The following is a 25,648-nucleotide window of genomic DNA, read 5'->3' on the forward strand; positions in this document are numbered from 1 at the left end:
GGCTGTTGTTGGTGAGCTGTTGCGGCGCGTCGGATGGCGGGGGTGTTGGGGCAAACATTCATCGAAACCGGACCGTCGATCTTGCTCTCAATCTTCTTCTTCGACCCAGAAAATGAATGCTGTTTCGTCGTCGAAACCGATGACGCCACATTCGAACGTAGCGGAGGTAAGGGGCGTCCAACTGAGCGCCGGCGCGTCCTTCCATCGTCCATTGCCAAGAAACGTCGCATTCTCGCGCAATTCAGCGAGAGCGGCCTGCGCAGTACTGACAAGTGAGCCTCTTGGGGATGCTCGCCCATAGGCTAAACTCGTTGTACCCGCCACCGCTAGCACATGCGCCGCCTCGGCTCGGCTCAATTGAATTAGGCTGCCACTGAAAAACGACTCTTGGTGCACAGTGGGCAACCCAACTTGGCCCGCAATTGCATTTGTAAGCTGGCTATCACGGACATTCGGCCGCTTGCCGATCCACCAGCGAGCACGCGTTTGGCGAGCGAACTTTCGCAAAAGTGATTCCAAAGCCTCCATTCCATAAGTTAGAGCGAAAATTAGAAGTGCCCGCAACGTCTTTGGACCCAGCGACGTTCGTAATGTTATCGTGTGCCGATAGTCCGCTTTTTGCGGAAAATTTCACAAAACTGCCCTTCGTTTCAGACATGGACCATCGGCAACTGTCGGATCGCTGAACCGGAGACGCGATGGCGGGTATGTTGGGGGAACTGCCGACCGTTAATTGATCGTCATGCTGAACTTGGCGCGTGGCATTCGACAGGCTCAGGCTGAGCGGGGTTGGTGGCATTCGGCGACTATTTCAGCGTGTGTGGAATGGCCGTTTTGCCTGGGAAAACCCCGAGGGCGGGTGTTGGGTGGGCAGTTGAAGGCACGGGGCGATAAGCGGGCCTTATCGCGGGGTTCCTTCAATTCATTTTACCTGTGACCGGTCACGGCGGCATGGTCGATGCTGCCGGGCCTGTCGGCGCGGGGGTGAACGTCCTCGCGCGGCTGAACTCTGGCCAAGACAAGCTGGAGAGATTTTCGATGAAGCTGATGGGCGTTTTGAGCGCGGTGATGGCCGTAACATTCGCAGCGGCGCCGGTGGCGGTGCACGCCGCCGAGGCGGAGCCGCGCAACCTTACCAAGGTCTTGCCGGGATCGCCGGAGGCCGAGCTGCTGGCCGCCGAGGATGCGCGGTTCGTGGCGCAGATCGCGCACGACGCCAGGACGGCGGGCAGCTATATGGCGGACGAGCTGATCTATACCCATGCGACGGGACGAGTGCAGACCAAAGCCGACTACATGAAGGAGCTGGCGACCGGGAATACGCCGTGGCGCTCGATCGAGCCAGAGAGCCGGACGGTCTATGTCTCGGGCAATACCGGTTTTACCCATGCGACGATCTATACCCTGACCGGCGACCGCCGGATGACGGGGACTTACCTTGCCGCCTACGTCAAGCGGGACGGGCGCTGGCAGTTGCTGTTCTGGCAGACCTCGCAGGGTTACAATCCCAACGACAAGGGGCCGCCGCCGATGGCGCCGAACAAGATTCCGACCGACCTGCCGGTGCCGACCGTGGCGCATTGAACTAGGGGTTGATTTGCCCACCCCCGGCCCCTCCCGCCTGCGGGAGGGGAGTTAGGGGGACGTGAGGCGCCGGGAAGGCGGGATCAGTCTTTCTTGCGGTACTTGGTGTGGCAGGCCTTGCAGGTCTTGCCGAGGTCTGCGGCGGCGGCCTTGGTGGCGGCGAGGTCTCCGGCGGCGTGAGCGGCATCGAGCTTCGCTACGGCGCCGGTGAAGTTGTTCATGGCGGTGGAGAAGCCGGCGGGATCGGACCAGATCGCGGGGAGGGCCTCGGTCTTTTGCCCGGATTCGGGGCCGGAGCCGGCCGGGAACAGGCTGGGCAGGACGGCGGCCTGGGCCTTGAGCGTGGCGATCGGTTCGGCGGCGGCGGCGAGATCCGGGGTGGGGGCCTCGAAGACCTTGCCCAGCGCCTTGTTGGCGGCGCCGACCTTTTCATAGGCGGCGTGGCGCTTGCCGGCCGGGGAATTGGGATCGACCCCGCTGCAGCCGGCCACGAGGGCGGCGAGCGAGAGGGCGGCGACGAGCTTGATCATCGGGAATTCCTTGCGCGAGACGGACGGTGTTGGACAGCCAACGCACAAGATGGCCGCGCGTTTCGCGGGACTGGCCGGGGCAGCGGACAATTGATTACCAAATAGCCCCTCGCCAGCGCGGCGCGCTTGTGTGTAGCTTGGCGCGAGACCAGCCGCAGCTGTCACCCGGGGAGACCAGAGATGCGCATGTTCCGATATTTTTCCGCCGCCGCCGTTTCACTTGCGCTGGTTTCGCCAGCCCTGGCCAAGCCGGCGCCGTTCATGACTGCGGCCGTGGCCGATGCCGGCCGTCCGGCCGAGGACAAGGCCCGCGACGAGGCGCGCAAGCCGCTCGACATGCTGGAATTCGCCGGCTTCCGCCCGGGGATGAAGGTGGGCGAGTTGCTGCCCGGAGCGGGCTATTTCACCCGGATCTTCGCCAAGGCGGTGGGGGCGAAGGGCAAGGTCTATGCCTATCTGCCGGCAGCGGCCCCAGCGCGGGCGACCGAGCGGATGGCGCCGCTGTTGGCGGCCTACAAGAATGTCGAGATGGTGAAGTATGACACCTTAACCGCGCCGGCGCCGCTCGACCTTGTCTGGACCAGCCAGAACTATCACGACCTGCACGGGCGGGGCGGCTCGCCGGCCAAGCTCAATGCCGAGATCTTCGCCGCGCTGAAGCCCGGCGGGATCTATATTGTCGAGGATCACCGGGCCGCGTCGGGCACCTGGCTGGCCGACGTGGAGCGGCTGCACCGGATCGACGAGGCGGCGGTGATCGTGGAAGTGCAGAAGGCCGGCTTCGTGCTGGACGACGAGAGCCTCGCGCTGCGCCGGACGGACGACGACCACACCAAGAACCCGCGCGACATCCACGACAATTCGGATCAGTTCGTGCTCAAGTTCCGCAAGCCGAAGTAGGTTTCGCCAAGAAGGCCACCCCTCTTCTCCCCTCCCGCTGCGGGCGGGGAAGAGGGAAGGGCGGCTTTCTACTTCTGGCTACTTCTGGCGGGTGAAGACCTGGCGGTTCTGCCAGTATGGCGTGGCCGCGGACCAGGCGATCATGGTGAAGGTCTGGCCGTCTTCCGAGACGGCATAGGTGGTGTATTCGGCGGGCTCGCCCTTGTCGTAGAACACGCGCATCAGCAGGCGCGGGGCGAGGGCGTGGTATTCGTACCCCTGCTCGGCCGCGTTGCCGCCCCAGGTCTGGCAGCCGGTGGGAACCTGGCAGGGCTGGCGCTTGCCGTCGGCCTTCATCGTCATCGAGCGCGAGGGCGCGGGCTGGGGCCACTGGGCATAGACGTGGTTGACCGCGTGGTCGCCTTCGCGGGCGAAGACGAATGTGAAGGTGGGCGAGCGGACGATCTGCGGCTTGCCGGGGCCGAAGCGGTTCATCTCGGTGCGCGCGAGGTCGATCTGCCAGCGGCCGTAGAGCGCGCCGAGATCAGGGGCGGCAAGGGCCGGGGTGGCGATTGTGAGCGCCGTGCCGAGGATCAGGGCGCGGATCACGGCTGTTTTCCAAAGACCTGGATGTTCTGGTATTCGGGCGTGGCCGGGTCCCACGAGATCAGGGTCATGGTCTGGCCGTCGGCGGCGACGGAGAGGGTGGAGATGTCGAACAGCTTGCCCTTGACGTAGAACAGGCGGGCGAGGGCGTGATTGTCCACCTGGTGCCAGGAATAGGTCTGGTCGGCCACGGTGCCGCCCGCGGTGAGGCAGGGATTGGGGCCGGGGCACGGGTAGGCCTTCCCATCGGCGATGAGCGGCATGGTGCGGGTGGGCGCGGTTTGCGGCCAGGCGGCATAGACGTTCATCGTGATCGCCTTGCGCCCCTGCAGGAATTCAAAGGTGAAGGTGGTGGCGCGCAGGATATTGTCGCCATTGGGGCCGTTTCGGCCCATCTTTGTGCGGGCGGGGTCGATCGTCCAGCGGCCGAGGAAGGCCGAAAGGTCGGCCTTTTGGGGGGCGGATTCGGCGGCCCGGGCCGGGAGCGCGAGGGCCAGCGGCGCCATGGCCAGGGAGGCGAGGGCGATGCGCGTGGGCAGCGAGAACATGATCCTGAAACTCTCCCGTGGTCTTTGCCTCGGGCTGGATCAGGGGCGGCGGGGTGTCAATCGGCTGATAGTGGGACCGATCACATAGAGCGGAAAGATGATCGCTTGCGCAGCCAGAGGATCGACCAGTCTCCGTTCACGAGGCGCGCGGCGAGGCGCAGCCCGGCGCGGCGACAGGCGGCGCGCACGCCAGCTTCCTGGGTTTCGAGCAGGCCGGCGAGCAGGAGGTGCCCGCCGGGGACGAGCGAGCCGCCGAAATCGGGGGCAAGGTCGATCAGCGGGCCGGCGAGGATGTTGGCGATGACGAGATCGTAGGGCCCGCGCGCTTCGAGCAGGGGATGCTCCATGCCCGCCGCGATCAGCATGGTCAGCTCGCCCGCGCCCGCGCCGATGGGCACGGCGTTGAGGGCGGCATTATCTTCGACCACGCCGGCGCAGACGCGGTCGATATCGGACGCCGTGCCGAGGGCGCGGGGCCACAGGGCGCGCGCGGCGAAGGCGAGCAGGCCGGTGCCGGTGCCGATATCGGCGTAGTTGCGGATGACGATGCCCTGCCGCTTCATGTGGGTGAGCATGGCGAGGCAGCCGGCGGTGGTGGCGTGCTGGCCGGTGCCGAAGGCTTGGCTGGCGGGAATGACGAAATCGCGCAGGCCCGGTTCGGCGAGCGCCGGATATTCGGGCGTGTGGACGTGGAACATGCCGGCGCGGATCGGGGCGACGTTGTACTGGCTGAGGGTGAGCCAGTCGGTTTCGGGCAGCTCCTCAATTTCCATCGCGGGCGCGCCATCGGCGAAGAGCGCGGCGAGGGCAGCCTTGTCGGCCTTGCTCGGTTTGCGCGGGAACCAGGCTTCGAGGCGCCAGTCGTCGGGCCGGTGTTCGGCCAGTTCGCTGCCGGAGATGACGATCTCCGGGTCCCAGTCGAAGGCGTCCTCATGGGCGATGAGAGCGGCCTCGATCACGGGGCGCGGGGCGAGGAGGGTGATCTTCCAGCTGGCTGACATGGCCCGGGCCTTACGCGCGGGCGGGGCTTTGGGGAAGGGTTACTTCCCGGCGCGGGTTTCGCTCTCAAGGAGGTCGTTCAGGCGCTTTTCGGCCGCGGCGGCGTAAGCGCGGCAGGCGCCGGGTTCGGCCAGCGGTTTGAGGCCGGAGAGACGGGCGAACATGTCGCTGGCGGCGGGATGCGGGGTGAGGAGCACGCCGCAGGGGCGGGCGGCGACTTGCGCGAAGGTCTGGCGGAAACGGGCGATCAGCGCGGGGTGGTCGCTCATCCGGTACGTGCCCAGCGCCAGCGCGGAGATCGAATCGACATAGTCGAAGCGGCGGCAGACAGGGCCCGCGCAGGAACGCCAGGTCCAGCTGGTCGAGCCCGCCGTGTGTCCGGTCGTGGCCGAAGCGGTGAAGGTGAGGCCAGGCAGGGCGACGGTTTCTGCGTCGGCCACGATGCGGTCGACACGGACCGGGGCGAAACCTTCGATCCGCTGGGCCTGCGGGTCGGCCGGATCGACCTTGCCGCTGGTCAGGACCGGGACGGCGGCGGCGCGGGCGATGACGCGGGCGCCGGTGGCGCGGACCATGTCGGCAAGGCCGCCGACATGATCGAAGTGTTCGTGACTGGTGAGAATCCAGCGGACCTCGCGCGGGTTGAAGCCGAGGGCGCGGATATTGGCGAGGATCGCGGGGGCGGCCTCGTGAGTCGCGGCGTCTATCAGAACATGGCCGCGCGGCGAGGTGACGAGCAGGACGGTGACGGTGCAGGTGCCGACATACCAGACATTGCCGAAGATCCGCGCGGGCCGGGAAGGGTCGGAGAAGGACTCCTTGCCTTTGCACTGGGCGGCGATCCGCTGGAATCCGGCCTTGTCGGGGCCGCCGGGGCCGAATCCGGCGAAGGATGGCTGGGCCGGCGCGGGCGAGGCGAGGGCCGCGGCGGCGGCGAGCAGGGCAAGGCGGCGCAATATCATGGGAACAGGCTAGCCGACGACCCGCGGGCCGTCATGTCCGGCGGCGCGTCAATACCGCAAAAGGCGAAATGGCCTGCGATGTGATCAATTCCGGCGTCGCTCGCGCTTGCACGACAGCGCGTTTTGACTAAGGGGAGACGCGCGGAGGGCTTCGCTCGCCGTGTTCCGGCGCTTGGGCCGGGCAATTTCATGGGGATTTTCGCGAAGATGGCCAGTGCTAACAAGGTTGGCGCCCGCAACCGTCCGCTTTCGCCGCACCTGCAGATCTGGCGCTGGGGCCCGGCGATGCTGGTTTCGATCCTGCACCGGGTGACCGGCGGCGGGCTTTCGGTGGTCGGCCTTGCCGTTCTGCTGTGGTGGCTCGGCGCGCTCGCCTCGGGCCCGGCGGCCTATGCGACGTTCAGCGCCGTGATGGGCGCCTGGTACGGCAAGGTCGTGCTGGTCGGTCTGACCTGGGCCTTCTTCCAGCACCTTTGCACCGGCCTGCGCCACTTCGTGCTCGACATGGGCGCCGGTTACGAACTCGAATCGAACGCCCGCTGGTCGGTGCTGACGATCGTGATCTCGGTCGTGCTCACCGCAGGCGTCTGGGCCTGCATCCTCGCTCGCTAAGGGATTAGACCCATGGGTAACGGAACCTCGATCGGCCGGGTGCGCGGCCTCGGTTCGGCGCACAGCGGCGCCTCGAACTGGCTGCAGGAACGCCTCACCGGCATCGCGAGCCTTGTCGTCTCGCTCTATCTCCTGTTCTCGCTGCTGATGATGCCGAGCATCAATTACCTGACCGTGCGGGCCTGGCTGGTCCACCCGCTGCCGGCCACGGCCATGGTGCTCTTCGTCATCGTCAACTTCTGGCATGCCCGCTCGGGCCTGCTGGTGGTGATCGAGGACTACGTCCACGAGGCGGGCAGCGCATTCGCCGCCCGCGCCGCGCTGAACTTCGTCGCCTTTGGCGGCGCTGCCTTCGGCATCCTGACCACGGTTCGCCTTGCGCTCGGAGCCTGACATGACCGGTCCTGCCTACAAGATCATCGACCACACCTATGATACCGTGGTCGTCGGCGCCGGCGGCTCGGGCCTGCGCGCGACCATGGGTTCGGCCGAAGCGGGCCTCAAGACGGCCTGCATCACCAAGGTCTTCCCGACCCGCTCGCACACCGTGGCGGCCCAGGGCGGCATTGCCGCTTCGCTGTGCAACAACACGCCGGACCACTGGACCTGGCACATGTTCGATACCGTCAAGGGTTCGGACTGGCTGGGCGACCAGGACGCGATCGAGTACATGGTGCGCGAGGCGCCCCAGGCGGTTTACGAGCTGGAGCACGCGGGCGTGCCCTTCAGCCGCAATGCCGACGGCACGATCTACCAGCGCCCCTTCGGCGGCCACATGCAGAACATGGGCGAAGGCCCGCCGGTGCAGCGCACCTGCGCCGCGGCCGACCGTACCGGCCACGCCATGCTTCACGCGCTCTACCAGCAGAGCCTGAAGTACGACGCGGACTTCTTCATCGAATATTTCGCGATCGACCTGATCATGGAGAACGGCGTTTGCCGCGGCGTGATCGCGATCTGCCTCGATGACGGTTCGATCCACCGCTTCAAGAGCCATGCCGTGGTTCTGGCGACCGGCGGCTATGGCCGCTGCTACTACACCGCGACCTCGGCCCATACCTGCACCGGCGACGGCGGCGGCATGGTGCTGCGCGCGGGCCTGCCGCTGCAGGACATGGAATTCGTCCAGTTCCACCCGACCGGGATCTACGGCGCGGGCGTGCTCATCACCGAGGGCGCGCGCGGCGAAGGCGGCTACCTGACCAACTCCGAGGGTGAGCGCTTCATGGAGCGCTATGCGCCTTCCGCGAAGGACCTTGCCAGCCGCGACGTCGTTTCGCGTTCGATGGCCATGGAAATCCGCGAAGGCCGGGGCGTGGGTCCGCACAAGGACCACATCTACCTGCACCTCGATCACATCGATCCCAAGGTGCTGGGCGAGCGCCTCCCGGGGATCACCGAGAGCGGCAAGATCTTTGCCGGTGTCGACCTGACCCGCCAGCCGCTGCCGGTCGTGCCGACCGTGCACTACAACATGGGCGGCATTCCGACCAACTATCACGGCGAAGTCGTCACGATCGGCGCTGACGGGAACCCGGAAACGGTTGTCCCCGGCCTGTTCGCGGTGGGCGAGGCGGCCTGTGTTTCGGTCCACGGCGCAAACCGCCTTGGCTCGAACTCGCTGATCGACCTCGTGGTCTTCGGCCGCGCGGCCGGGCATCGCCTCAAGGAAATCGTCAAGCCGGGATCGGCTCACAACGAGCTGCCGAAGGATTCGGCGGATCTCGCGCTGACCCGCCTCGACCACTTCCGCAATGCGAAGGGCTCTTCGCCGACGGCGGAAATCCGCACCGAGATGCAGCGCACGATGAGCCTTCACGCCGCCGTGTTCCGCACCGACGAGCTGATGGCCGAGGGCAAGGACAAGCTCGCCAAGACATACGAGCGGATGCAGGACGTTGGCGTGACCGACCGTTCGCTGATCTGGAACTCGGACCTGATCGAGACGCTGGAGCTGGACAACCTGATTTCGCAGGCCTCGGTCACGCTCCACGGCGCGCACAACCGCAAGGAAAGCCGCGGCGCCCATGCGCACGAGGATTTCCCCGATCGCAACGACGGCGAGTGGATGAAGCACACCGCCGCCTGGTTCGAAGGCTGGGGCGGCAAGGGCGGCGAGATCAAGATCGACTATCGCCCGGTCCACGAATTCACGCTGACCGACGACGTTTCGTACATCAAGCCGAAGAAGCGGGTGTACTGAGGCGGCGGATCAGCCGGACAGACAGGAGGCCGGGGCAGCGATGCCCCGGCCTTTTGCTTTGGAGGCGTTGGGTTCGGGCTCGTGAACCGCAGGTCCGGCGTTGCCGAGCCCGCCCCGCTGCGACTGACCTCGCCTGCGGCCCGGCAATTCCTCTGGAGCGGGCTCTAGCGCTGGGCGAGCCAGGCGGCGCATTCCTCGCCGAGTTCGGCGCGGGCGCGTTCCTCGTAGGCTTCGGAGACGGCGGCGGGCAGGCTGTCCATCCAGCGGCCGTTGGTTCCCTTGTTGATGAAGGTCTGGGCCCCGGCGTCCCAGAAGGCGCCGCCGAGCGGGGTGGACTTGGAGGCGTTGGCCTTCATCCAGTCGAACGAGCAGAACAGTTCGATCATCGGCCAGTCCTCGGCCTTGACCTCGATCCCGAGGAAATCGGCGAGCGCGCGCATCTGGCCGGGCATGTCGCGCTTGAGATCGGCGAAGTGGAGGAAGTGGACGTTGGGCAGGTGACGGATCTGCCACCAGCTGCGGATGTTGTCCCAGAACGACCAGAAGGGGTAGCCGTCCCCCTCCAGCCACAGGGCGAAGTATTCGGCGGGATCGGCCGGAGGCGGCGCGATCGGCGGACCGACCAGGCCGGGGGTTTCGTTGAGCATCTGGTACCACAGCGCATTGGCGTTGGCGTGGTGGTTGTGCATCGACCAGACGGCGTCTCGCCCGTCGCGGCCGATGTAGATGTACTTGGCCTGGTCGGAGAAGCGCAGGGCGTCGACCGGCAGGTGGGTCTTGAGGAAGCGGCGGTGCGTCTGCGCTTCCACGGCCGGCAGCTTCACCGCTTTCGGGGGCACCCGCAGGTCGAGCCACGGCGACATTTCGGCGACGGCGAGATCGGGGTCCGGGCCGAGCAGCATCTGGCCGACGATCTGCTGGGTCCAGGTCGTACCGGACTTGCCGTAAGTGGCGATGATGATGTCGTCCCCGCGAAACTGGAAATCGTTCCAGATCGTTGAATCGAAATGATGATTGTGAAGCTCCCGCGTCTTGCGCGGAAGCATGGTTTGCGTTGCCATGGACAAGCCCCTCGATCACAGTCAGATCGCGGCGTAATATAGCGCAGGTCCGGCTCCGGACGAAGTGGCAATATTACGGGCGCGCTATTGGCTGCATCGGCGCTCTCAACTTGGCCGGGTCAGCATCATTTCGGGCGATGCCGGGGCAAGGCGGCTGAGTAGGTCATTCAGCTCGAGCGAGCAGATGATGTGTTCGCCGGACGAGAAATGGATCGCCGTGCCGTAGGTATCCTCGCGGATGTAGGTGATCTGGTCGGTGTTCACGACCGTCCACTGGCCGGAGGCCTGTTCGATGGTGGTGAGGGCCATAGGTATGCCTCCTGAGAAGGAACCTGCAGAAATGCGCCTCTTGCCCGGCAATCTACGCGCTTGGGGGCGTGGCGGCAATTTGTTTTGCCGGATCGGCGGAGGGCTGGACCAAGGGGCCGGCGCCCGGCATGGCGGGGCGAGACAGGAGACTTTGGCATGGACCTCAAGATCGCAGGCAAGGTGGCGCTGGTGCTGGGGGCGAGCAAGGGGCTGGGGGCGGCCTCGGCGGCCGCGCTGGCCGACGAGGGGGCGCTGGTTCATGCCGTGTCGCGCAGCGGCGCGGTGAGCGATGCGCGGCTGACCGGGTTGGCCGCGGACCTTTCCACGGCCGCGGGCGTGGAGGCGGTACTGGAGTTGGTTGCGCGGCTGGGCCGGGTCGACATCCTCGTCGGCAATACGGGCGGGCCGCCGCGTTCAACGGCGCAGGGCGTGGACAGCGGGCAGTGGCGCGCGGCCTTCGAGGGGCTGGCGGTGTCCTTGTTCCGGATCGCCGATGCGGTCCTGCCGGGAATGATCGAGCGGGGCTGGGGGCGGATCATAACGATCGGTTCGAGCGGGATCGTCCAGCCGATTCCGCATCTTGCCCAATCCAACGCCGTGCGCGGGGCCGTGGCGGGGTGGTCGAAGACGCTGGCGGGCGAGGTTGGCCGGCATGGGGTGACGGTCAACATGGTGCTGCCGGGACGGATCGACACCGACCGGGTGCGCGGCGGGGACGAGGCGGCGGCAGCGCGGGACGGGCTCGCCGTGGCCGAGGTGCAGGCGCGGTCGCGCGCGCAGATCCCGGTGGGACGCTATGGCCGGGCCGAGGAATTCGGGGCGATGGTGGCCTACCTTGCGGGCGAGCAGGCCGGATACATGACCGGGACGATGATCCGGGTCGACGGGGGCTATGTTCGCGGGCTTTGATGCAGGCGCCGACTTGATCGCACTGCGCGACAATTGGCGACTTGATTGGTGGCGGGCAGTCCCGCATTTCTGGGCGGGCATGGGCAATTTGCCCCGGGGGACAAGAGCGATGAACGGCATGGGGCGCAAGGCGTTGATGAGCGGGCTGGTTTTGGCGGCCGGACTGGCGGCGGGGCCGGCGGCGGCGCATTTCCGGCTGATTTCGCCGGTCCCGACACTAATCCAGGACGAGAAGGGCGATCCGCAGAAGAAGGCGCCATGTGGCGGCACGACGGCGAATCCGGGCAAGCCTTCGGGGGCGGTGACTGACATCAAGGGCGGGCAGCCGCTCCATTTCAAGCTGACCGAGACCGTGTTCCATCCGGGGCACTACCGCGTTTCGCTGGCCCGGGCGCCCGAGAAGCTGCCGGCCGATCCGACGACGACCACCCGCCCCGGGACGCGGGGGCCGATCTCGACTTCGACCATGATCGCGCCGCAGGTGCTGCCGCCGCTGCTGGCGGACGGGCTGTTCATGCACATGATCAAGCCGGCCGCGCCGCAGACCTGGGAAATCGACCTGCGCATTCCCAATGTCGATTGCGCGAACTGCGTGATCCAGGTGGTGCAGTGGATGGGCGAGCACGGCTTCAATCCGGACGGCGAATTTTCCTATCACCATTGCGCCGTGGTCAACATCAAGCGCGACCCGAAGCTGCCCGCCGACCGCGCCTGGCTGGCCGCGCTCAAGATCTGAGGCGTGTGGCGGCAGGGCCTGCGGTGGGGGCGCAACCTCGGACTGATCGGCTTTCTTGGCGGGTTTGTCGGGCCGGTGATCTTTGCGCCTGACGCCAACCAGGGGCCGATGCTGGGTCTGTTTATTACCGGCCCGCTGGGGTTCGTGCTTGGCTTCGCGGGCGGGGCAGTTGCGGCGCTGGTGCGCCGGGCGTCCTAGCTGTCAGGTGACTGCGGCGGCAGCCGGGGCCAGACTGGCGAGCAGGCCGGTGGCGACGAGGGCCAGCCAGCCGGAGGCGAGGCGGCGCAGGATGCCGTGTTTGCCTGGCCCGCCGAGCCCAGCCATCGCGCCGCAGATGATCCATGCGCTTCCGGCCGCGCCGATGCACAGCGCTGCGCCGGCGAGGGCTGCGGGAAAGCCGGGCTCGCCGGGCCGGGGCAGCAGGGCGAAGGAAATGACCAGCGCCTTGGGATTGAGCAAGGTCGTCAGCGCCAGTTGCCGGGGGGTGATCGGCCGTGCCGAGGCGGGGGTGCCCGCGCCGGACCACAACCTTGTCGCCAGCAGGAGCAGCCATAGCGCGGCGGCCAGCTTGAGCGCGCCGCCCGCTTCGGGGAAGGCCGCGAAAAGGCCTGCGCCGAGCGCCGAAAGGCAGAGAATGGCGACCATGTAGGCCGAGACTTCGACCGCCAGCAGGCGGGCGGCGCGCATCGGGCCGTCTTGCGCGGCGGCGAGGCCGAGCAGCGTGTTGGTCGGCCCCGGGGTGAGCAGCAGGGCGAGCATGGCGAGGAGGGCGGTGGTCTGGGTCATCGGCATGGCTGGTTTGGAGGCACCGGGCCGGGCTGTCTTTGATCAGGATCAGTCGGCATGGGGCGTTCTCCGGTCGACAAGCGGGTGAAGCGCGATATTCTTGGGCGGGCGGGGCAGGGCTGGCTCCGCGCGGAGGGGAGAGTTCTCGATGTTGGTGCGCACCATGATCGCGTCAGCGGCGCTGGCGGCGACGTCCTTGCCTGCCTCGGCGCAGGTCGCTCTGCCCGGTCCGCAGGCGATTTCGGCGACCGACAAGCAGACCGGGGCCAAGGCCGATCCGCAGATGAGCGCGGACTTCGGCGGCGCCTATGACGGTTCGCAATCGGGGCTGGTGCGGCAGGTCGGGCTGAAAGTGGCCCGGCAATCGGGAATTGCCGCCGTTGACAGCGACTTCTCGTTCAAGCTGCTCAATTCGGGCGTGCCCAACGCTTTCGCCATCCCCGGCGGCTTTGTCTACACGACGCGGGGATTGCTCTCGCTCATGAACAACGAGGCGGAACTGGCCTTTGTTCTCGGCCATGAGACGGGGCACATCGCCGCCCGCCATTCGGATGCCCGCCAGAAGGTGACCCAGCGCAACGTCCTGCTCGGCACGCTGGGGCAGGCGGTGCTGGGGGCGGTGCTGGGTAATGGGACGATCGGCCAGATTGGCGGGCAGATCGGGCAGGCCGGCATCCAGCGGCTGGTGGTCGGCAACGTGATGAGCCATTCGCGGCAGGACGAGTTCCAGGCCGACGACCTTGGCGTGGTCTACATGATGAAGGCCGGTTACGACGCGGCGACCAGCAGCGATATCCTTGGCAGCCTTGCCGCGCAGACCACGCTGGACGCGAAGATCACCGGCAATAGCCGGACGACGCCGAGCTGGGCCATGTCGCACCCCGATCCCGCGATACGGGTGACCCGCACCCGCCAGCGGGCGCAGGAACTGGGTGCGCGCGGCGGGACGCGGGGCGGTGATGCCTTTCTGCTGGCGCTGAAGGGCATGATCTACGGCGATGATCCGGCGCAGGGGGTGATCGAGGGGCAGGAATTCCGCTATCCCGCCGGGCGGTTCCGGTTCACGGCGCCGGCTGGCTACGGCATGTCGAACGGATCGGACGCGGTGACGATTTCGGCCGCCGCCGACGGGCGCGTGGCGGGGCGGGCGCAGTTTTCGGGCGGCAGGTCCGACGGCAACCTCGATGCCGTGGTGAGCCGGACCTTTGCCCGGCTGACGCAGGAGGGAAGCGCGGTCAACGTGACCCCGACGCGGGCCAGCGTGAACGGCATGGATGCGCGCACGGCCACGGTAAGCGCCAGTTCGGGCGGGCAAAACCTGGATGCGACCGTGGTGGCGATCGCGGCTTCGCCCACCACGGCCTACAGCTTCGTCGTGCTGCAACCGCGCGGCGCGGGGTTGGGGGACCTTGCCGGGCTGGTCAATTCGTTTCGCCGGATGAGCGACGCCGAAGCGGCAGCCATTCGCCCGAGGGTGATCGACGTGGTGACCGTGGGCCGGACCGACACGGTGCAGACCATGGCGGCCCGGATGGCCTTCACCAACCTCCAGGCCGAGCGCTTCCTCGTGCTCAATGGCCTGCCCGCCGGGACGACGCGGCTGGCGCCGGGCCGGAAGGTCAAGCTGGTCGTTTGGGGGCCTGCACAGAAGTATTGAAGCGGGCGTTACCTGCGCGGCGCGGGTTGATCCGGCGCGGATGGCCCTGCCTTCGCGCTGTTTTCACGGGCGATCCGCTCAACCACGCCCGGGGGTGCGGGGCGCGCCGGCCATGGACAGCCGCGCTGCAGGCCCACGCCCTTGAGGAATGCGCGGCGAGCGCTGCCGGCGTAGATGGCGAGCTGGACGCGGCGTTCCTGCGCATTGGCGCCGCTGAGTTCGCGGATCACGCCGCGAAACGGGATGAACGAGCCGACCACCGATTGCGCGACCTTGCCGGCGCTGACCTTGGCGGCCGTGGACTGGCCGAGATCGAAATCATCACCCAGCACTGCGTCTATTCGGCGCACCTCGGCGGCGATTTCCGGGCAGCGGCGCAGCCCGGCAAGGGCATAGGGCGCCGCCTCGGCCGCGAGCAGGACGGGCGGGATCTCGTCCTTCTTGAGATTGAGATCGGTGGCCGGCGTGGCGATCACGTCGACCGCGTTCGGCTCGCGCCGGGTGATCGGCTTGTCCGGCTGGGGATCGGCAAGGGCGGGCGTGGCCGCGAGGGCGATGGCGCAGAGAACCTTGTGCATGAAGGGGTTACGGGCCGATCCGCAGGTGGTTCCTGAAACTGCTCGCGGACCCGCCGACCCGGTCAGCTGCGCCGGATCATCCGAAGGTGTTGCAGGCGTCCTCGTTGCCGGTTTCCATGCCGGTGCGCAGCCACTTCATGCGCTGGGCGCTGGAGCCGTGAGTGAAGGCTTCCTCCATCGGGCGGCGGCCGGCTGCTTTCATCAGGGTGTCGTCTCCGATCTGGTGCGCGGCGTTGAGGCCGCTTTCCATGTCGCCGGGCTCCAGCCGGTCCTTGTTCTTGGCGGCCCAGACCCCGGCATAGCAATCGGCCTGAAGCTCGAGCGCGACTGACAGGGCATTGGCCTGAGAGGGGTTCTGACCCTGGGCCTGGTGAACCTTGTCGGACATGCCCACGAGGTTCTGGATGTGGTGGCCATATTCATGGGCGATCACATAGTCGCGCGCGAACTGGCCGGTGGCGCCGAGCTGTTCGCTCATCTGGCGGTAGAAGTCGGTATCGAGGTAGATGCCGCCGTCGGACGGACAGTAGAACGGACCCATCGCGCTCTGCGCCTCGCCGCAGCCGGAGCGGCCCTCCTGCGAATAGAACACCAGCTTGGGGCGCTGGAAGGAAATGCCGGCCTGCTGGAAGACGGGGGCCCAGGTCTTGTTGAGCGAGGACAGGGCGTTGCAGCTTTCGCGGCTCGCCTGATCGACGGTGCAGCTTTCGCTGGCCGTGGTGCCGCCGCGAGGCTCCTGCCCGGGCAGGGGGCCGCCGACCTGCTGGCTACCCTGATCGAGGCTGCCGATCAGTTGCAGCGGATTGACCCCGAAAACCGCCGCCGCGATCAGGGCGATGACGAGGGTGCCGCAGCCGACCCGGCCGCCGGCGAGGCCAACCGGCAGGCCAAAACCACCGCCGCTGCCGCCGCTGCCGCGCTGATCCTCGACATCGATGGAGTTGGGGTCAAAATCGTCGAGCCTCATTGGCACAAATCCTGTTGCGGTGCGTCATGACACTGGATAGCCCGATGCAATCGGGGCCGGATTGTTACCCTCCAACTATCAGGAGTCGAGAATGTTTCTTAGTGGCAAGCGAGCGCTGGTGACCGGTTCAACCTCGGGCATCGGCCTTGCCATGGCGCGGGCCCTGAAAGCCGAGGGGGCCGAGGTCGTTCTCTCGGGCTTTGGCGAGGCGGCGACGATCGACGCCCTGAAGGAAGAACTGGGCGCGATTCACATCGGGGCCGACCTTTCCAAGCGATCCGGAGTGGAGGAGCTGATGGCCGGGGCCGGGCCGGTCGACATCCTCGTCAACAATGCCGGGGTCCAGCACGTCTCGCCGGTCGAGGAATTCCCGGTCGACAAGTGGGACCTGATCATCTCGCTTAACCTGACCGCGGCCTTCGACGCCTCGCGGCTGGCCATTCCCCACATGAAGCAGCAGGGCTGGGGCCGGATCATCAATCTTGCCAGCGCTCACTCGCTGGTCGCCTCGCCGTTCAAGGCGGCCTATGTGGCGGCCAAGCACGGCCTGGCGGGCCTGTCCAAGACCATGGCGCTGGAACTGGCGACGAGCGGAGTGACCTCCAACTGCATCAGCCCGGGCTATGTCTGGACGCCGCTGGTGGAGAACCAGATCCCCGACACGATGAAGGCGCGGGGCATGACCAAGGAGCAGGTGATCAACGAGGTCCTGCTCAAGGCCCAGCCGACCAAGCAGTTCGTCCAGCCGGACCAGCTGGGCGCGCTGGCCGTGTTCCTCTGTTCGGACGCGGCTTCGCAGATCACCGGGGCCAACCTGTCGGTCGATGGCGGCTGGACGGCGGAATAGAGCAGTTCGGGCGGGTTTTCGCGGGCGCGTTACCCGCTTGCAACAGCGGTGAAAATTTCCCGGGACATTGTTGTGGGCGGCGGCGTTGTCGTTCACATATCGGGCGATGAGGCGAGGTTTTTCAACGATGAACCGGGCGGTCTGCGCGGCGCTGGCGGCGCTGCTGGTGCTTGCGCCCGCGGTTCATGCCGCCGCGCCCGCTCGGCCGAAGGCGCCGGCCGCTCGGGTGACGGCGCCCAAGCGTGACCTCGCGCTGGAAGCGGCCTTGCTCGACCACATCAAGGTGCTGGCGAGCGACGAGTTCGAGGGGCGCGAGCCGGGGACCGAGGGCGAGGCGAAGACGCTGCGCTATCTCGGCAAGCAGTGGTTCGACCTTGGACTGATTTCGGGGACCAACGATCCGGGCCATCCCTGGTTCGCGCCGGTGACGCTGGTGGCGCGCGAGCCCGCGCAGTCTGCCGCCGTGTTCACGCGCCGGGGAAAGCGGCTGTTTGCCCCGCGCGACGCGGTGCTGATGCTGACCTCGGGCAAGCGCGCGCTGGTCGAGGATGCGCCGCTGCTGTTCGTGGGCGAGGGGCGGCAGATCGACGGCCTTGCCCGCGCAGAACTGGCCGGGCGGGTGGCCGTGCTGCTTGACGGCGACCAGCGCGGCGGGGAGCGGCAGAACGCCTTGCTCAAGGGCGGGGTGGCGGCCGTGCTGACCGTGCTCGACGGGACGCGGACGCTGGAGCAGGTGGCGGCGCGGCGCAGGCGTTCGGGCTATGCGCTGGCGAGCGACGTGCTGGGCGGTGACCTGGAAGGGTTCATCACCGCCGAGGCTTTTGACCGGTTGGTCTCGACCAGCGGGACGGGGCTGGCCGCGCTGCGCGCCGGGGCCCGGGCGCCGGGCTTCGTGCCGAAAGTGATCGACCTTGCCGCCACGCTCGAGGCGACGACGCGCGAGACCACGATCCGGACGCACAACCTGATCGGCAAGCTGGAGGGCAAGCGGCCCGAGGCCGGGGCGATCCTGTTCATGGCGCACTGGGACCATTTCGGGCGCTGCGCCGAGGCGCCGGCCGAGCACCTGATCTGCAACGGCGCCATCGACAATGCCAGCGGCGTGGCGGCCCTGACCGAAGTGGCACGGCGCCTGTCGCGCCTGCCGCAGATGGACCGCGACATCTATTTCGTGGCGACCACGGCCGAGGAGCTGGGCCTCCTTGGCGCGGAGGCCTTTGCCGAGAACCCGCCGCTGCCGCTCAAGCAGGTGGTGGCGGCGTTCAACATAGATTCCGTGGCGATCGCGCCGGCGGGTACGCCCTTTGCCGTCGTGGGCAAGGGGATGACGGCGCTGGACGGGCAGATCGCGGCGGCGGCGCGGGCCAACCGCCGGGTGGTCGTGCAGGGCGACGAGGCCAATGCCTACGTCAGGCGGCAGGACGGCTGGGCCCTGCTCCAGCACGATGTGCCGGCGGTGATGGTGACCACGGCCTATGGCGACCTGGGGCGGCTCGAGGCCTTCTTCGACAGCGACTATCACCGGCCGAGCGACGTGGTGAAGCCCGGGCTGGAACTGGGCGGGGCGGCGGAGGACGTCTCGTTTTTGGTGCAGCTCGGACGCTGGTTCGCGGACGTCAAGCGGGTGCCTGCGGTGCGTTGAAACAGGGGTGAAATGCGCGGGTTGTTAAGTTCCCGGTGTGCGGTTACATGGGCCGCCACGATTCCCCCGGGACCTTCGCGCGGGTTCCCCAGCTTGCAGGCGGCACAGTGGCACTGAACGACATCATCCTTGGCCTCACCTTCGACGACGTACTGCTGCGTCCGGCCGAGTCCGACATCGTCCCTTCGATGGCCGATACCCGCACCAAGCTGACCCGCGAGATCTCGCTCAACATCCCGGTGGTCTCCTCGGCGATGGACACAGTGACCGAGGCCGACATGGCGATCGTCATGGCCCAGCTGGGCGGGATCGGGGTGCTGCATCGCAACCTGACGATCGAGGAACAGTGTGCGGCTGTCCGCGCGGTCAAGCGCTTCGAGAGCGGCATGGTGGTCAACCCGATCACGATTTCGCCCGAGGCCAGCCTGGGCGAGGCGCGCGCCTTGATGCAGGCCAACCGGATCAGCGGCATTCCCGTGGTGGAAGCGAGCGGCAAGCTGGTCGGCATTCTGACCAACCGCGACGTGCGCTTTGCCGACAAGGCCACCCAGCCGGTGCGCGAGCTGATGACTCACCAGAACCTTGCCACGGTGAAGACCGGGGTGAGCCAGGAAGAGGCGCGCAAGCTGCTGCACCAGCGCCGGATCGAGAAGCTGCTGGTGGTTGACGATGCCTATCATTGCGTCGGCCTGATCACGGTGAAGGACATCGAGAAGGCCGTGAACTATCCGAGTGCCACCAAGGACGCGGCCGGGCGGCTGCGCGTGGCGGCGGCAACCACCGTGGGCGACAAGGGCTTTGCCCGGACCGAGGCGCTGCTGGCGGCCGAGTGCGACGTAGTGATCATCGATACCGCGCATGGCCACAACAAGGACGTGGCCCGCGCGGTGGAGCGGGTGAAGAAGCTTTCCAACGCGGCGCAGGTCGTGGCGGGCAATGTCGCCACGGCCGAGGCGGCCAGGGCGCTGGTCGATGCCGGGGCCGACGCGGTCAAGGTGGGGATCGGGCCGGGTTCGATCTGCACCACCCGGATCGTGGCGGGCGTCGGCGTGCCGCAGCTCACGGCGATCATGGATGCGGCCGAAGCGGCTGACAAGCTGGGCGTTCCGGTGATCGGCGACGGCGGCCTGCGCACTTCGGGCGATGCGGCCAAGGCTCTGGCGGCGGGCGCTTCGTCGGTGATGGTCGGCTCGATGCTGGCGGGTACCGAGGAAGCGCCGGGCGAGACGTTCCTGTACCAGGGCCGGGCCTACAAGGCCTATCGCGGCATGGGGTCGGTGGGCGCCATGGGCAGCGGTTCGGCCGATCGCTATTTCCAGGGTGACATCAAGGATCAGTTGAAGCTGGTTCCCGAGGGGATCGAGGGCCAGGTGCCGTACAAGGGCCCGGCCAAGGACGTGATCCACCAGTTGGTCGGCGGGATCAAGGCTGCGATGGGCTATACCGGCTGCGGCACTATCGAGGAACTGCGGCGCAAGGCCAAGTTCGTCCAGATCACCGGCGCCGGGCTCAAGGAAAGCCACGTCCACGACGTGACGATCACCCGCGAGGCGCCGAACTACAAGGTCGGGTGACCTTCGGGTGACTCCGCAGGCCCGCGTCCAGGCCGCGATCGACATTCTTGACGCGGTGATTGCCGCGGCCCGCGCCAAAGGTGCGCCGGCCGATCGGCTGATTTCAGAATGGTTTCGCACCCGGCGCTTTGCCGGCAGCGGAGACCGGCGCGCGGTGCGCGAGCTGGTCTATGCGGCGATCCGCAGCTGCGGCGAGGTGCCGGCTAGCGGGCGCGCGGCCATGGTGCTGCTGGCGCGGCAGGATGCGGCTGTGGCAGCCCTGTTCGATGGTTCGCGTCATGGTCCGGAGGCGATTGCGCCGGGCGAGATTACGGCGCAGGGCGGGGTGGCGCCGGAATGGCTGGAGCGGGCGCTGGCGGCCTTGGGGCTTGATAGCGCGGAGCAGGCAGCCCTGCTGGATCGGGCGCCGCTCGATATTCGAATCAATGCTTTGAAGGCGGAACTTGCCGAACTACCCGAAGTCGGCGCGCCGACCGTGGCTGCGACAGGCCGGCGCTATCCGCCGTCCACCCCGGTCGAGCAGTGGGACGCTTACCGGTTCGGCGCGATCGAGGTGCAGGACGCGGGCTCGCAGCTGGTCTGCGAGGCGGCGGGCGCGCAGCCGGGTGAGGCGGTGGTTGATCTCTGCGCCGGGGCCGGGGGCAAGACGCTGGCGCTGGCAGCGGCGATGGAGGACCGGGGCGTCCTGCTCGCCTGCGATGCCGACCGGGCGCGGCTTTCGCGGTTGATGCCGCGGGCTGAGCGCGCGGGGGTGCACATTGCCGAGACGCGCCTGCTCGATCCGGGCAAGGAAGCGGAGGCGCTGGGCGACTGGGCAGGGCGGGCCGATGCGGTACTGGTCGATGCACCCTGTTCCGGCACCGGGACGTGGCGGCGCAATCCCGAGGCGCGCTGGCGGCTGACCCCGGCCGAACTGGCGCGGCTGACGGCGCTCCAGTCGCGCCTGCTGGATGTTGCGGCAGCCCTGGTCAAGCCGGGCGGGCGACTGGTCCACGTGGTCTGCTCGCTGCTCGACGTCGAAGGGGCCGATCAGGTTTCCGCCTTCCTTGCGCGCCATGCCGACTGGCGGGCCGTTCCGCTGGTGCTGGGCGCTGGAACCGCGCGCGGCTCGGGCCTGCGGCTTACCCCGCATCGCGATGGAACTGACGGGTTTTTCGTCGCAAGGCTGGAACGCTTGTGTTAGCTCTGTGTCATTAATCAGGCGCGATCCGAAAGGGATGGCGGAGAGTCGATGATCTTGCGGGAGTTGCTGATGCGTTTCACCCCGGCCGCGCTTGCCTTGTCGCTGGCATTTGTCCTTACGGCCAGTGCCGGGCAGGGCGCACCGCCGCAGCCGCTCGACCCGCGCGCGGCGCAGTTGATGGGCGAAGGGCGCGCGGCCCTTGCCGCTGGAAACGCGGACAGTGCGATCGATGCATTCGAGGCTGCCCTCGCGGTCCAGCCCGGCGCGGCCCAGATCAGCCTGGCCCTGGCCGAGGCGACCCGCCGCGAAGGAATGCAGGGCAAGGCGCTGCACTATTACCGCGAGGCGATTGAGCGTGATCCGCGCAATTTCGCCGCGATTTCCGGCGAAGGGCAAGCCCTGCTCGAGAAGGGTGCGGTCGAGAAGGCCAAGCGTACCCTCGCGCGGCTGCAGCTGACCTGCGGGGCGAACTGCCCGGAAACCAAGGAACTGGCCGCGGCGCTGGCACGCGGGCCGGTCGAGCGGGTGGTGACGGCCGAGGCGGTCAAGCCTGCACCGGTGGTGACGAACTGAGCGGACAATTCCGCTTGCTTGGCGGCATCGTTGGAGCGGTGCCAGAAGGCAATCTGTTAAACCTGCATCATCGCTGCGCGCGGCCGTAAGTCGCGCGGCAAGGCGGGCGTTGTTTCGCCCCTCGCAATGACGAGGGCTTGAGGTTCACCGCCGGCTGCGCAGGGGTGGGGCAGCGCCTCAGATCAGGGCGCGGAATTCTTCCACGACGGCGCGGTAGACGCGCTTCTTGAAGGGCACGATGAGGTCGGGCAGCTCGGCGGGCTGAACCCATTTCCATTCGTAGAATTCGGGCGGATCGTGCGCCTCGAGATTGATGTCGCTGTCTTGCCCGAGGAAGCGGGCGAGCAGCCAGAACTGGCGCTGGCCGCGGTAGCGGCCGCCCCAGAGCTTGCCGAGCAGCTCGTCGGGCAGGTCGTAGAGCAGCTCCTCGCGGGTCTGCGCGATCAGGGCAACGTGCTGTTCGGCCACCCCGGTCTCTTCCCAGAGTTCGCGCAGGGCAGCGGCCTTGAGGTCTTCGCCATCGTCGATCCCGCCTTGCGGCATTTGCCAGGCATCGCCTTCGCGGCCCTGGGATTCGCGCGCGTCGATCCGGCGGCCGACGAAGACCTTGCCATCGCCGTTCACCAGCATGACCCCGACGCAGGGCCGGTAGGGCAGGGCGGAAAAATCGTTCATTGTGTCCCCGGAACTAGCCTGATCACGCGCGGACCGGATGATTTCCGATCGCTCGCGCTTGTGGATTCGCCGTCGAATCCTCACTTAGGCTGGCAGCGGGCGCTTGACTAGCTGCGCCGACGGGCGTTTGGCTGCCCGCAGATGTTTGTCGCCTGACAGTTTTTCTGAATTGCCGGGCGCTTGATGGAGTGGTTTGGGCGGCGTGGACAAAAATCCCGCGCGCGGGCTCTCCCTTAGAGGATGAAAATGGCGACTGTTCTGGCCGATACCGATAGCACTGCCGTCCCGGGCGGCACCCCCGTTCCCGAAGCAGTCGTGGTCCGCTTTGCCGGCGATTCCGGCGACGGGATGCAGCTGACCGGCGGGCAGTTCACCCTGTCGACCGCGCTGGCGGGCAACGACCTTGCCACCTTCCCCGACTTTCCGGCGGAAATCCGCGCGCCGCAGGGCACGCTGTTTGGCGTTTCGGCGTTCCAGATCAACTTCGGCTCGACCTCGATCGAGACCGCGGGCGATGCGCCCGACGTGCTGATCGCGATGAACCCGGCGGCGCTCAAGACCAACCTCTCGGCGCTCAAGCCGGGCGGTCTGGTCATTGCCGACACCGGCGAGTTCACCAAGCGCAACCTTGAGAAGGCGAAGTACGACGTTTCGCCGATCGACGACGGCAGCCTCGCCAAGTGGGACGTGCTGGCCTTCGACATTTCGGCGCTGACGCTCGAATCGGTCAAGCCCTTCGGCCTTGGCAACAAGGAGGCCCTGCGCTGCAAGAACATGTGGACGCTGGGTCTGGCGCTGTGGATGTTCGACCGCGACCGCGCGCCGATCGTCCAGTGGCTCAACGACAAGTTCCGCAAGAATCCGGTGCTGGCCGAGGCCAATATCGCCGCGCTCAATGCCGGGCACGCCTATGGCGAGACGGCCGAGCTGGCCGGGCCGCTCAAGAAGCTGCACCTTGATCCGGTGCCGACCGCGCCGGGCGTTTACCGCACGGTGACGGGCGCGGAGGCGGTCAGCCTCGGGCTGGTCGCGGGCGCGCAGCTGGCCGAGCTGCCGATGTTCTTCGGCGGCTATCCGATCACCCCGGCTTCGGCGATCCTGCACAACCTTGCCAAGCTCAAGGAGTTCGGGGTCACCACCTTCCAGGCGGAAGACGAGATCGCCGCGATCTGTTCGGCGATCGGCGCGAGCTATGCCGGGCAGCTGGGCGTCACCTCATCCTCTGGCCCGGGCATTGCGCTCAAGGGCGAGGCGATGGGCCTGGCGATCATGACCGAGCTGCCGCTGGTCATCGTCAATTCGCAGCGCGGCGGGCCTTCGACCGGCCTGCCGACCAAGACCGAACAGAGCGACCTTTACCAGGCGGTCTATGGCCGCAACGGCGACGCGCCGCTGCCGGTGATTGCCGCGCGCTCGCCCGCCGACGCGTTTGAATGCGCGATCGAGGCCTGCCGGATCGCGGTGCAGTACATGACCCCGGTGATCCTGCTGACCGACGGCTATATCGGCAATGCCGCCGAGCCGTGGGCCGTGCCTGATCCGTCGGCCTATGCGCCGTTCCCGGCCAAGTTCCTGGCCGAGAACAACAATGCCGAGGGCGGCAAGGTGCTGCCCTACAAGCGCGATGCAAACGGCGTGCGCCCGTGGATCAAGCCGGGTACGCCGGGCCTGATGCACCGCATCGGCGGGATCGAGAAGGCGATCGACACCGGCGACCTCGATTACAGCCCGGTCGTCCACCAGGCGCAGACCGATGCGCGCAAGGCCAAGATCGACGGCGTGGCCAAGGGCATTCCGGACCAGGAAGTGACCTGCGGGACCGAGACGGGCAAGCTGGTCGTGGTCGGCTGGGGTTCGACCTATGGCCCGATCATCCAGGCGGTGCGCCGGGCGCGGGCCAAGGGGCTGGACGTCAGCCACGTTCACGTGCGCCACATCTGGCCGCTGCCGGCGAACCTTGGCGAACTTCTCAAGGGCTATGAGCGCGTGCTCGTGCCGGAGATGAACACCGGCCAGTTCAAGACCGTGCTGCGCGACCAGTATCTCGTCGACGCCAAGCCGCTCAACAAGACCAGCGGCCAGCCGTTCACCATCGCGGAACTCGAAGCCGCGATCGAAGCTGCGCTCGCATAAGGGTAAGAACAATGAACGACATGACCCCTATCGCGGTGAAGACCACGCTGAAGGACTGGGAAAGCGACCAGGAAGTTCGCTGGTGCCCGGGCTGCGGCGACTATGCGATCCTCAAGGCGGTGCAGCGCACCCTGCCGGAACTGGGCGCAGACCCGGCGAACACCGTGTTCGTTTCGGGCATCGGCTGCTCGAGCCGCTTTCCCTATTACGTGGAGAGCTATGGCTTCCACACGATCCACGGCCGCGCGCCGGCGGTGGCGACGGGCGTGAAGCTGGCCAACCCCGAGCTCGACATCTGGCTGGTGACCGGTGACGGCGACGGCATGTCGATCGGCGGCAACCACACGATGCACCTGCTGCGGCGCAACCTGAACTGCCAGGTGATGCTGTTCAACAACGAGATCTATGGCCTGACCAAGGGCCAGTACTCGCCGACCAGCCGCGAGGGCACTTCGAGCCCGACCACGCCGCTCGGCTCGGTTGACCGGCCGGCCCTGCCTTGCGCGTTCGCGCTGGGTTCGGGCGCGCGGTTCATCGCGCGGGCCTATGACACCGGCAAGCAATTGCCCGACGTGCTCAAGGCGGCTTACTATCACCGCGGCGCGGCGTTCGTGGAAATCTTCCAGAACTGCATCGTCTACAACAAGGACCGTTTCGCCGACTTCACCGAGAAGGCCGTGGCCGACAGCCACCAGCTCTGGCTGAAGGACGGTGAGCCGATGCTGTTCGCCAAGGGCACCAAGGGCATCACGCTGGACCGCGAGGCCCTGACGCTCAAAGTGGTCGACGTGGTCGATGGTGACTGGCAGGCGGCGGGCGTGATCACGCATAACGTCAAGAACAAGGCGATTGCCCACATGCTGGTGGAAATGCCCTTCGGGCCGTTCCCGATGGCGCTGGGCGTGCTGTTCGACGATGCCCGCCCGACCTACGAGGACGCGGTCCTGGGCCAGGATGCCAAGGCGCGCGAGGGCAAGGTGGCCGATCTCGGCAAGCTGCTCGCCAAGGGCCAGACCTGGACCGTGAGCGGCACGGCGGCCGATCCGATCTGATCGATCGTTTTGGTAGCGCGACAATGCGGCGCGGCGACCTTGC

General features: G+C 67.4%; 28 protein-coding genes. 17 read left to right on the forward strand and 11 right to left on the reverse strand.

All coding sequences use genetic code 11. The annotated features are described in order from the left end of the window. Positions 1-33 precede the first annotated feature (33 nt). Together H7F51_RS11905 and H7F51_RS11910 are read left to right on the forward strand one after the other, a co-directional pair. On the forward strand, positions 34-276 hold the full coding sequence (locus H7F51_RS11905) for a hypothetical protein (protein ID WP_185664517.1): 243 nt from the start codon (positions 34-36) through the stop codon (positions 274-276). 657 nt (positions 277-933) lie between these two features. Continuing rightward, a complete protein-coding gene (locus H7F51_RS11910) occupies positions 934-1,584 on the forward strand; it encodes a DUF4440 domain-containing protein (RefSeq protein ID WP_185664518.1) in 651 nt (216 codons plus the stop codon). Positions 1,585-1,667: 83 nt separating this feature from the next. Here H7F51_RS11910 and H7F51_RS11915 read toward each other — a convergent pair whose 3' ends face one another. Continuing rightward, positions 1,668-2,114: a c-type cytochrome gene (locus H7F51_RS11915; RefSeq protein WP_185664519.1), complete on the reverse strand. Its 447-nt coding sequence runs from the start codon at positions 2,112-2,114 to the stop codon at positions 1,668-1,670. A 180-nt stretch (positions 2,115-2,294) separates the two neighbouring features. On the opposite strand from H7F51_RS11915, the gene H7F51_RS11920 reads away from it, so the two are divergent. Beyond that, a complete protein-coding gene (locus H7F51_RS11920) occupies positions 2,295-3,014 on the forward strand; it encodes a class I SAM-dependent methyltransferase (RefSeq protein WP_185664520.1) in 720 nt (239 codons plus the stop codon). Positions 3,015-3,092: 78 nt separating this feature from the next. Here H7F51_RS11920 and H7F51_RS11925 read toward each other — a convergent pair whose 3' ends face one another. The 4 genes from H7F51_RS11925 to bla all read right to left on the reverse strand — a co-directional run bounded on the left by H7F51_RS11925 (position 3,093) and on the right by bla (position 6,108). Beyond that, entirely contained in the window at positions 3,093-3,602 is a 510-nt protein-coding gene (locus tag H7F51_RS11925) for a hypothetical protein (RefSeq protein WP_185664521.1), read from the reverse strand. Then, positions 3,599-4,147 (reverse strand): hypothetical protein, encoded by a 549-nt coding sequence (locus H7F51_RS11930; RefSeq protein ID WP_185664522.1) that lies wholly within the window; start codon positions 4,145-4,147, stop codon positions 3,599-3,601. Before H7F51_RS11930 ends, H7F51_RS11925 begins: the two co-directional genes overlap by 4 nt. A gap of 80 nt (positions 4,148-4,227) precedes the next feature. Then, complete coding sequence (locus H7F51_RS11935) at positions 4,228-5,148, reverse strand: 50S ribosomal protein L11 methyltransferase (RefSeq protein WP_185664523.1); 921 nt, start codon at positions 5,146-5,148, stop codon at positions 4,228-4,230. Positions 5,149-5,187: 39 nt separating this feature from the next. Next, positions 5,188-6,108, reverse strand: coding sequence for a subclass B3 metallo-beta-lactamase (gene bla, locus H7F51_RS11940; protein WP_185664524.1), 921 nt, complete (start codon positions 6,106-6,108; stop codon positions 5,188-5,190). Positions 6,109-6,315: 207 nt separating this feature from the next. Between bla and sdhC the strand changes: the two genes are divergently transcribed. From sdhC to sdhA, 3 genes are read left to right on the forward strand one after another with little or no spacing between them, the layout of a single operon-like run. After that, positions 6,316-6,720, forward strand: coding sequence for a succinate dehydrogenase, cytochrome b556 subunit (sdhC, locus tag H7F51_RS11945; protein ID WP_185664525.1), 405 nt, complete (start codon positions 6,316-6,318; stop codon positions 6,718-6,720). 12 nt (positions 6,721-6,732) lie between these two features. Then, on the forward strand, positions 6,733-7,113 hold the full coding sequence (gene sdhD / locus H7F51_RS11950; RefSeq protein WP_185664526.1) for a succinate dehydrogenase, hydrophobic membrane anchor protein: 381 nt from the start codon (positions 6,733-6,735) through the stop codon (positions 7,111-7,113). A gap of 1 nt (position 7,114) precedes the next feature. Continuing rightward, positions 7,115-8,923, forward strand: coding sequence for a succinate dehydrogenase flavoprotein subunit (sdhA, locus tag H7F51_RS11955; protein WP_185664527.1), 1,809 nt, complete (start codon positions 7,115-7,117; stop codon positions 8,921-8,923). Positions 8,924-9,087: 164 nt separating this feature from the next. On the opposite strand, the gene H7F51_RS11960 is transcribed toward sdhA, so the two are convergent. Together H7F51_RS11960 and H7F51_RS11965 are read right to left on the reverse strand one after the other, a co-directional pair. Continuing rightward, positions 9,088-9,984 carry a sulfotransferase domain-containing protein gene (locus tag H7F51_RS11960; RefSeq protein ID WP_185664528.1) on the reverse strand — a complete coding sequence of 299 codons (897 nt, stop codon included), beginning with the start codon at positions 9,982-9,984 and terminating at the stop codon, positions 9,088-9,090. 105 nt (positions 9,985-10,089) lie between these two features. After that, on the reverse strand, positions 10,090-10,293 hold the full coding sequence (locus H7F51_RS11965) for a hypothetical protein (RefSeq protein WP_185664529.1): 204 nt from the start codon (positions 10,291-10,293) through the stop codon (positions 10,090-10,092). Positions 10,294-10,449: 156 nt separating this feature from the next. Between H7F51_RS11965 and H7F51_RS11970 the strand changes: the two genes are divergently transcribed. The 3 genes from H7F51_RS11970 (at position 10,450) to H7F51_RS11980 (ending at position 12,136) form a co-directional block, all read left to right on the forward strand. Further along, positions 10,450-11,202 (forward strand): SDR family oxidoreductase, encoded by a 753-nt coding sequence (locus H7F51_RS11970; protein WP_185664530.1) that lies wholly within the window; start codon positions 10,450-10,452, stop codon positions 11,200-11,202. 109 nt (positions 11,203-11,311) lie between these two features. Then, on the forward strand, positions 11,312-11,938 hold the full coding sequence (locus tag H7F51_RS11975) for an SCE4755 family polysaccharide monooxygenase-like protein (protein ID WP_185664531.1): 627 nt from the start codon (positions 11,312-11,314) through the stop codon (positions 11,936-11,938). 3 nt (positions 11,939-11,941) lie between these two features. Continuing rightward, positions 11,942-12,136 (forward strand): hypothetical protein, encoded by a 195-nt coding sequence (locus H7F51_RS11980; protein WP_185664532.1) that lies wholly within the window; start codon positions 11,942-11,944, stop codon positions 12,134-12,136. 3 nt (positions 12,137-12,139) lie between these two features. Here the strand turns inward: H7F51_RS11980 and H7F51_RS11985 are convergent, their stop codons facing one another. Next, positions 12,140-12,724, reverse strand: coding sequence for a hypothetical protein (locus H7F51_RS11985; protein WP_185664533.1), 585 nt, complete (start codon positions 12,722-12,724; stop codon positions 12,140-12,142). Between the two features lie 148 nt (positions 12,725-12,872). Here H7F51_RS11985 and H7F51_RS11990 point away from each other — a divergent pair, with 148 nt between their 5' ends. Continuing rightward, positions 12,873-14,381, forward strand: a complete 1,509-nt coding sequence (locus H7F51_RS11990; protein ID WP_185664534.1) for a M48 family metalloprotease — start codon at positions 12,873-12,875, stop codon at positions 14,379-14,381. Between the two features lie 8 nt (positions 14,382-14,389). Here the strand turns inward: H7F51_RS11990 and H7F51_RS11995 are convergent, their stop codons facing one another. Both H7F51_RS11995 and ypfJ read right to left on the reverse strand, forming a co-directional pair. Further along, a complete protein-coding gene (locus H7F51_RS11995) occupies positions 14,390-14,959 on the reverse strand; it encodes a hypothetical protein (protein ID WP_185664535.1) in 570 nt (189 codons plus the stop codon). A 76-nt stretch (positions 14,960-15,035) separates the two neighbouring features. Then, positions 15,036-15,926 (reverse strand): KPN_02809 family neutral zinc metallopeptidase, encoded by an 891-nt coding sequence (gene ypfJ, locus H7F51_RS12000; RefSeq protein WP_185664536.1) that lies wholly within the window; start codon positions 15,924-15,926, stop codon positions 15,036-15,038. Between the two features lie 91 nt (positions 15,927-16,017). Here ypfJ and H7F51_RS12005 point away from each other — a divergent pair, with 91 nt between their 5' ends. The 5 genes from H7F51_RS12005 (at position 16,018) to H7F51_RS12025 (ending at position 21,745) form a co-directional block, all read left to right on the forward strand. Then, positions 16,018-16,773 carry a 3-hydroxybutyrate dehydrogenase gene (locus H7F51_RS12005; protein WP_185664537.1) on the forward strand — a complete coding sequence of 252 codons (756 nt, stop codon included), beginning with the start codon at positions 16,018-16,020 and terminating at the stop codon, positions 16,771-16,773. 127 nt (positions 16,774-16,900) lie between these two features. Beyond that, positions 16,901-18,415: a M28 family peptidase gene (locus H7F51_RS12010; protein ID WP_185664538.1), complete on the forward strand. Its 1,515-nt coding sequence runs from the start codon at positions 16,901-16,903 to the stop codon at positions 18,413-18,415. A 47-nt stretch (positions 18,416-18,462) separates the two neighbouring features. Then, positions 18,463-19,989: an IMP dehydrogenase gene (gene guaB, locus H7F51_RS12015; protein WP_185664539.1), complete on the forward strand. Its 1,527-nt coding sequence runs from the start codon at positions 18,463-18,465 to the stop codon at positions 19,987-19,989. A gap of 7 nt (positions 19,990-19,996) precedes the next feature. Further along, positions 19,997-21,172, forward strand: coding sequence for an RsmB/NOP family class I SAM-dependent RNA methyltransferase (locus H7F51_RS12020; RefSeq protein ID WP_185664540.1), 1,176 nt, complete (start codon positions 19,997-19,999; stop codon positions 21,170-21,172). A gap of 69 nt (positions 21,173-21,241) precedes the next feature. Continuing rightward, positions 21,242-21,745: a tetratricopeptide repeat protein gene (locus H7F51_RS12025; protein ID WP_185664541.1), complete on the forward strand. Its 504-nt coding sequence runs from the start codon at positions 21,242-21,244 to the stop codon at positions 21,743-21,745. Positions 21,746-21,922: 177 nt separating this feature from the next. On the opposite strand, the gene H7F51_RS12030 is transcribed toward H7F51_RS12025, so the two are convergent. After that, complete coding sequence (locus H7F51_RS12030; protein WP_185664542.1) at positions 21,923-22,420, reverse strand: RNA pyrophosphohydrolase; 498 nt, start codon at positions 22,418-22,420, stop codon at positions 21,923-21,925. A 246-nt stretch (positions 22,421-22,666) separates the two neighbouring features. Between H7F51_RS12030 and H7F51_RS12035 the strand changes: the two genes are divergently transcribed. Next, entirely contained in the window at positions 22,667-24,553 is a 1,887-nt protein-coding gene (locus tag H7F51_RS12035) for a 2-oxoacid:acceptor oxidoreductase subunit alpha (RefSeq protein ID WP_185664543.1), read from the forward strand. Between the two features lie 11 nt (positions 24,554-24,564). After that, on the forward strand, positions 24,565-25,605 hold the full coding sequence (locus H7F51_RS12040) for a 2-oxoacid:ferredoxin oxidoreductase subunit beta (RefSeq protein ID WP_185664544.1): 1,041 nt from the start codon (positions 24,565-24,567) through the stop codon (positions 25,603-25,605). The last annotated feature ends 43 nt before the right edge of the window (positions 25,606-25,648 follow it).

Source organism: Novosphingobium flavum (assembly GCF_014230315.1).
Classification (GTDB): domain Bacteria; phylum Pseudomonadota; class Alphaproteobacteria; order Sphingomonadales; family Sphingomonadaceae; genus Novosphingobium; species Novosphingobium flavum.

Bases quoted from the DNA above. Each gene is read 5' to 3' on its own strand.
- H7F51_RS11905 (WP_185664517.1), top strand. From the start codon at position 34: ATGGCGGGGGTGTTGGGGCAAACATTCATCGAAACCGGACCGTCGATC.
- H7F51_RS11915 (WP_185664519.1), bottom strand. From the start codon at position 2,114: ATGATCAAGCTCGTCGCCGCCCTCTCGCTCGCCGCCCTCGTGGCCGGC.
- H7F51_RS11920 (WP_185664520.1), top strand. From the start codon at position 2,295: ATGCGCATGTTCCGATATTTTTCCGCCGCCGCCGTTTCACTTGCGCTG.
- H7F51_RS11930 (WP_185664522.1), bottom strand. From the start codon at position 4,147: ATGTTCTCGCTGCCCACGCGCATCGCCCTCGCCTCCCTGGCCATGGCG.
- H7F51_RS11935 (WP_185664523.1), bottom strand. From the start codon at position 5,148: ATGTCAGCCAGCTGGAAGATCACCCTCCTCGCCCCGCGCCCCGTGATC.
- bla (WP_185664524.1), bottom strand. From the start codon at position 6,108: ATGATATTGCGCCGCCTTGCCCTGCTCGCCGCCGCCGCGGCCCTCGCC.
- sdhC (WP_185664525.1), top strand. From the start codon at position 6,316: ATGGCCAGTGCTAACAAGGTTGGCGCCCGCAACCGTCCGCTTTCGCCG.
- sdhD (WP_185664526.1), top strand. From the start codon at position 6,733: ATGGGTAACGGAACCTCGATCGGCCGGGTGCGCGGCCTCGGTTCGGCG.
- sdhA (WP_185664527.1), top strand. From the start codon at position 7,115: ATGACCGGTCCTGCCTACAAGATCATCGACCACACCTATGATACCGTG.
- H7F51_RS11960 (WP_185664528.1), bottom strand. From the start codon at position 9,984: ATGGCAACGCAAACCATGCTTCCGCGCAAGACGCGGGAGCTTCACAAT.
- H7F51_RS11965 (WP_185664529.1), bottom strand. From the start codon at position 10,293: ATGGCCCTCACCACCATCGAACAGGCCTCCGGCCAGTGGACGGTCGTG.
- H7F51_RS11970 (WP_185664530.1), top strand. From the start codon at position 10,450: ATGGACCTCAAGATCGCAGGCAAGGTGGCGCTGGTGCTGGGGGCGAGC.
- H7F51_RS11975 (WP_185664531.1), top strand. From the start codon at position 11,312: ATGAACGGCATGGGGCGCAAGGCGTTGATGAGCGGGCTGGTTTTGGCG.
- H7F51_RS11985 (WP_185664533.1), bottom strand. From the start codon at position 12,724: ATGACCCAGACCACCGCCCTCCTCGCCATGCTCGCCCTGCTGCTCACC.
- H7F51_RS11990 (WP_185664534.1), top strand. From the start codon at position 12,873: ATGTTGGTGCGCACCATGATCGCGTCAGCGGCGCTGGCGGCGACGTCC.
- H7F51_RS11995 (WP_185664535.1), bottom strand. From the start codon at position 14,959: ATGCACAAGGTTCTCTGCGCCATCGCCCTCGCGGCCACGCCCGCCCTT.
- ypfJ (WP_185664536.1), bottom strand. From the start codon at position 15,926: ATGAGGCTCGACGATTTTGACCCCAACTCCATCGATGTCGAGGATCAG.
- H7F51_RS12005 (WP_185664537.1), top strand. From the start codon at position 16,018: ATGTTTCTTAGTGGCAAGCGAGCGCTGGTGACCGGTTCAACCTCGGGC.
- H7F51_RS12010 (WP_185664538.1), top strand. From the start codon at position 16,901: ATGAACCGGGCGGTCTGCGCGGCGCTGGCGGCGCTGCTGGTGCTTGCG.
- guaB (WP_185664539.1), top strand. From the start codon at position 18,463: ATGGGCCGCCACGATTCCCCCGGGACCTTCGCGCGGGTTCCCCAGCTT.
- H7F51_RS12025 (WP_185664541.1), top strand. From the start codon at position 21,242: ATGCGTTTCACCCCGGCCGCGCTTGCCTTGTCGCTGGCATTTGTCCTT.
- H7F51_RS12030 (WP_185664542.1), bottom strand. From the start codon at position 22,420: ATGAACGATTTTTCCGCCCTGCCCTACCGGCCCTGCGTCGGGGTCATG.
- H7F51_RS12035 (WP_185664543.1), top strand. From the start codon at position 22,667: ATGGCGACTGTTCTGGCCGATACCGATAGCACTGCCGTCCCGGGCGGC.
- H7F51_RS12040 (WP_185664544.1), top strand. From the start codon at position 24,565: ATGAACGACATGACCCCTATCGCGGTGAAGACCACGCTGAAGGACTGG.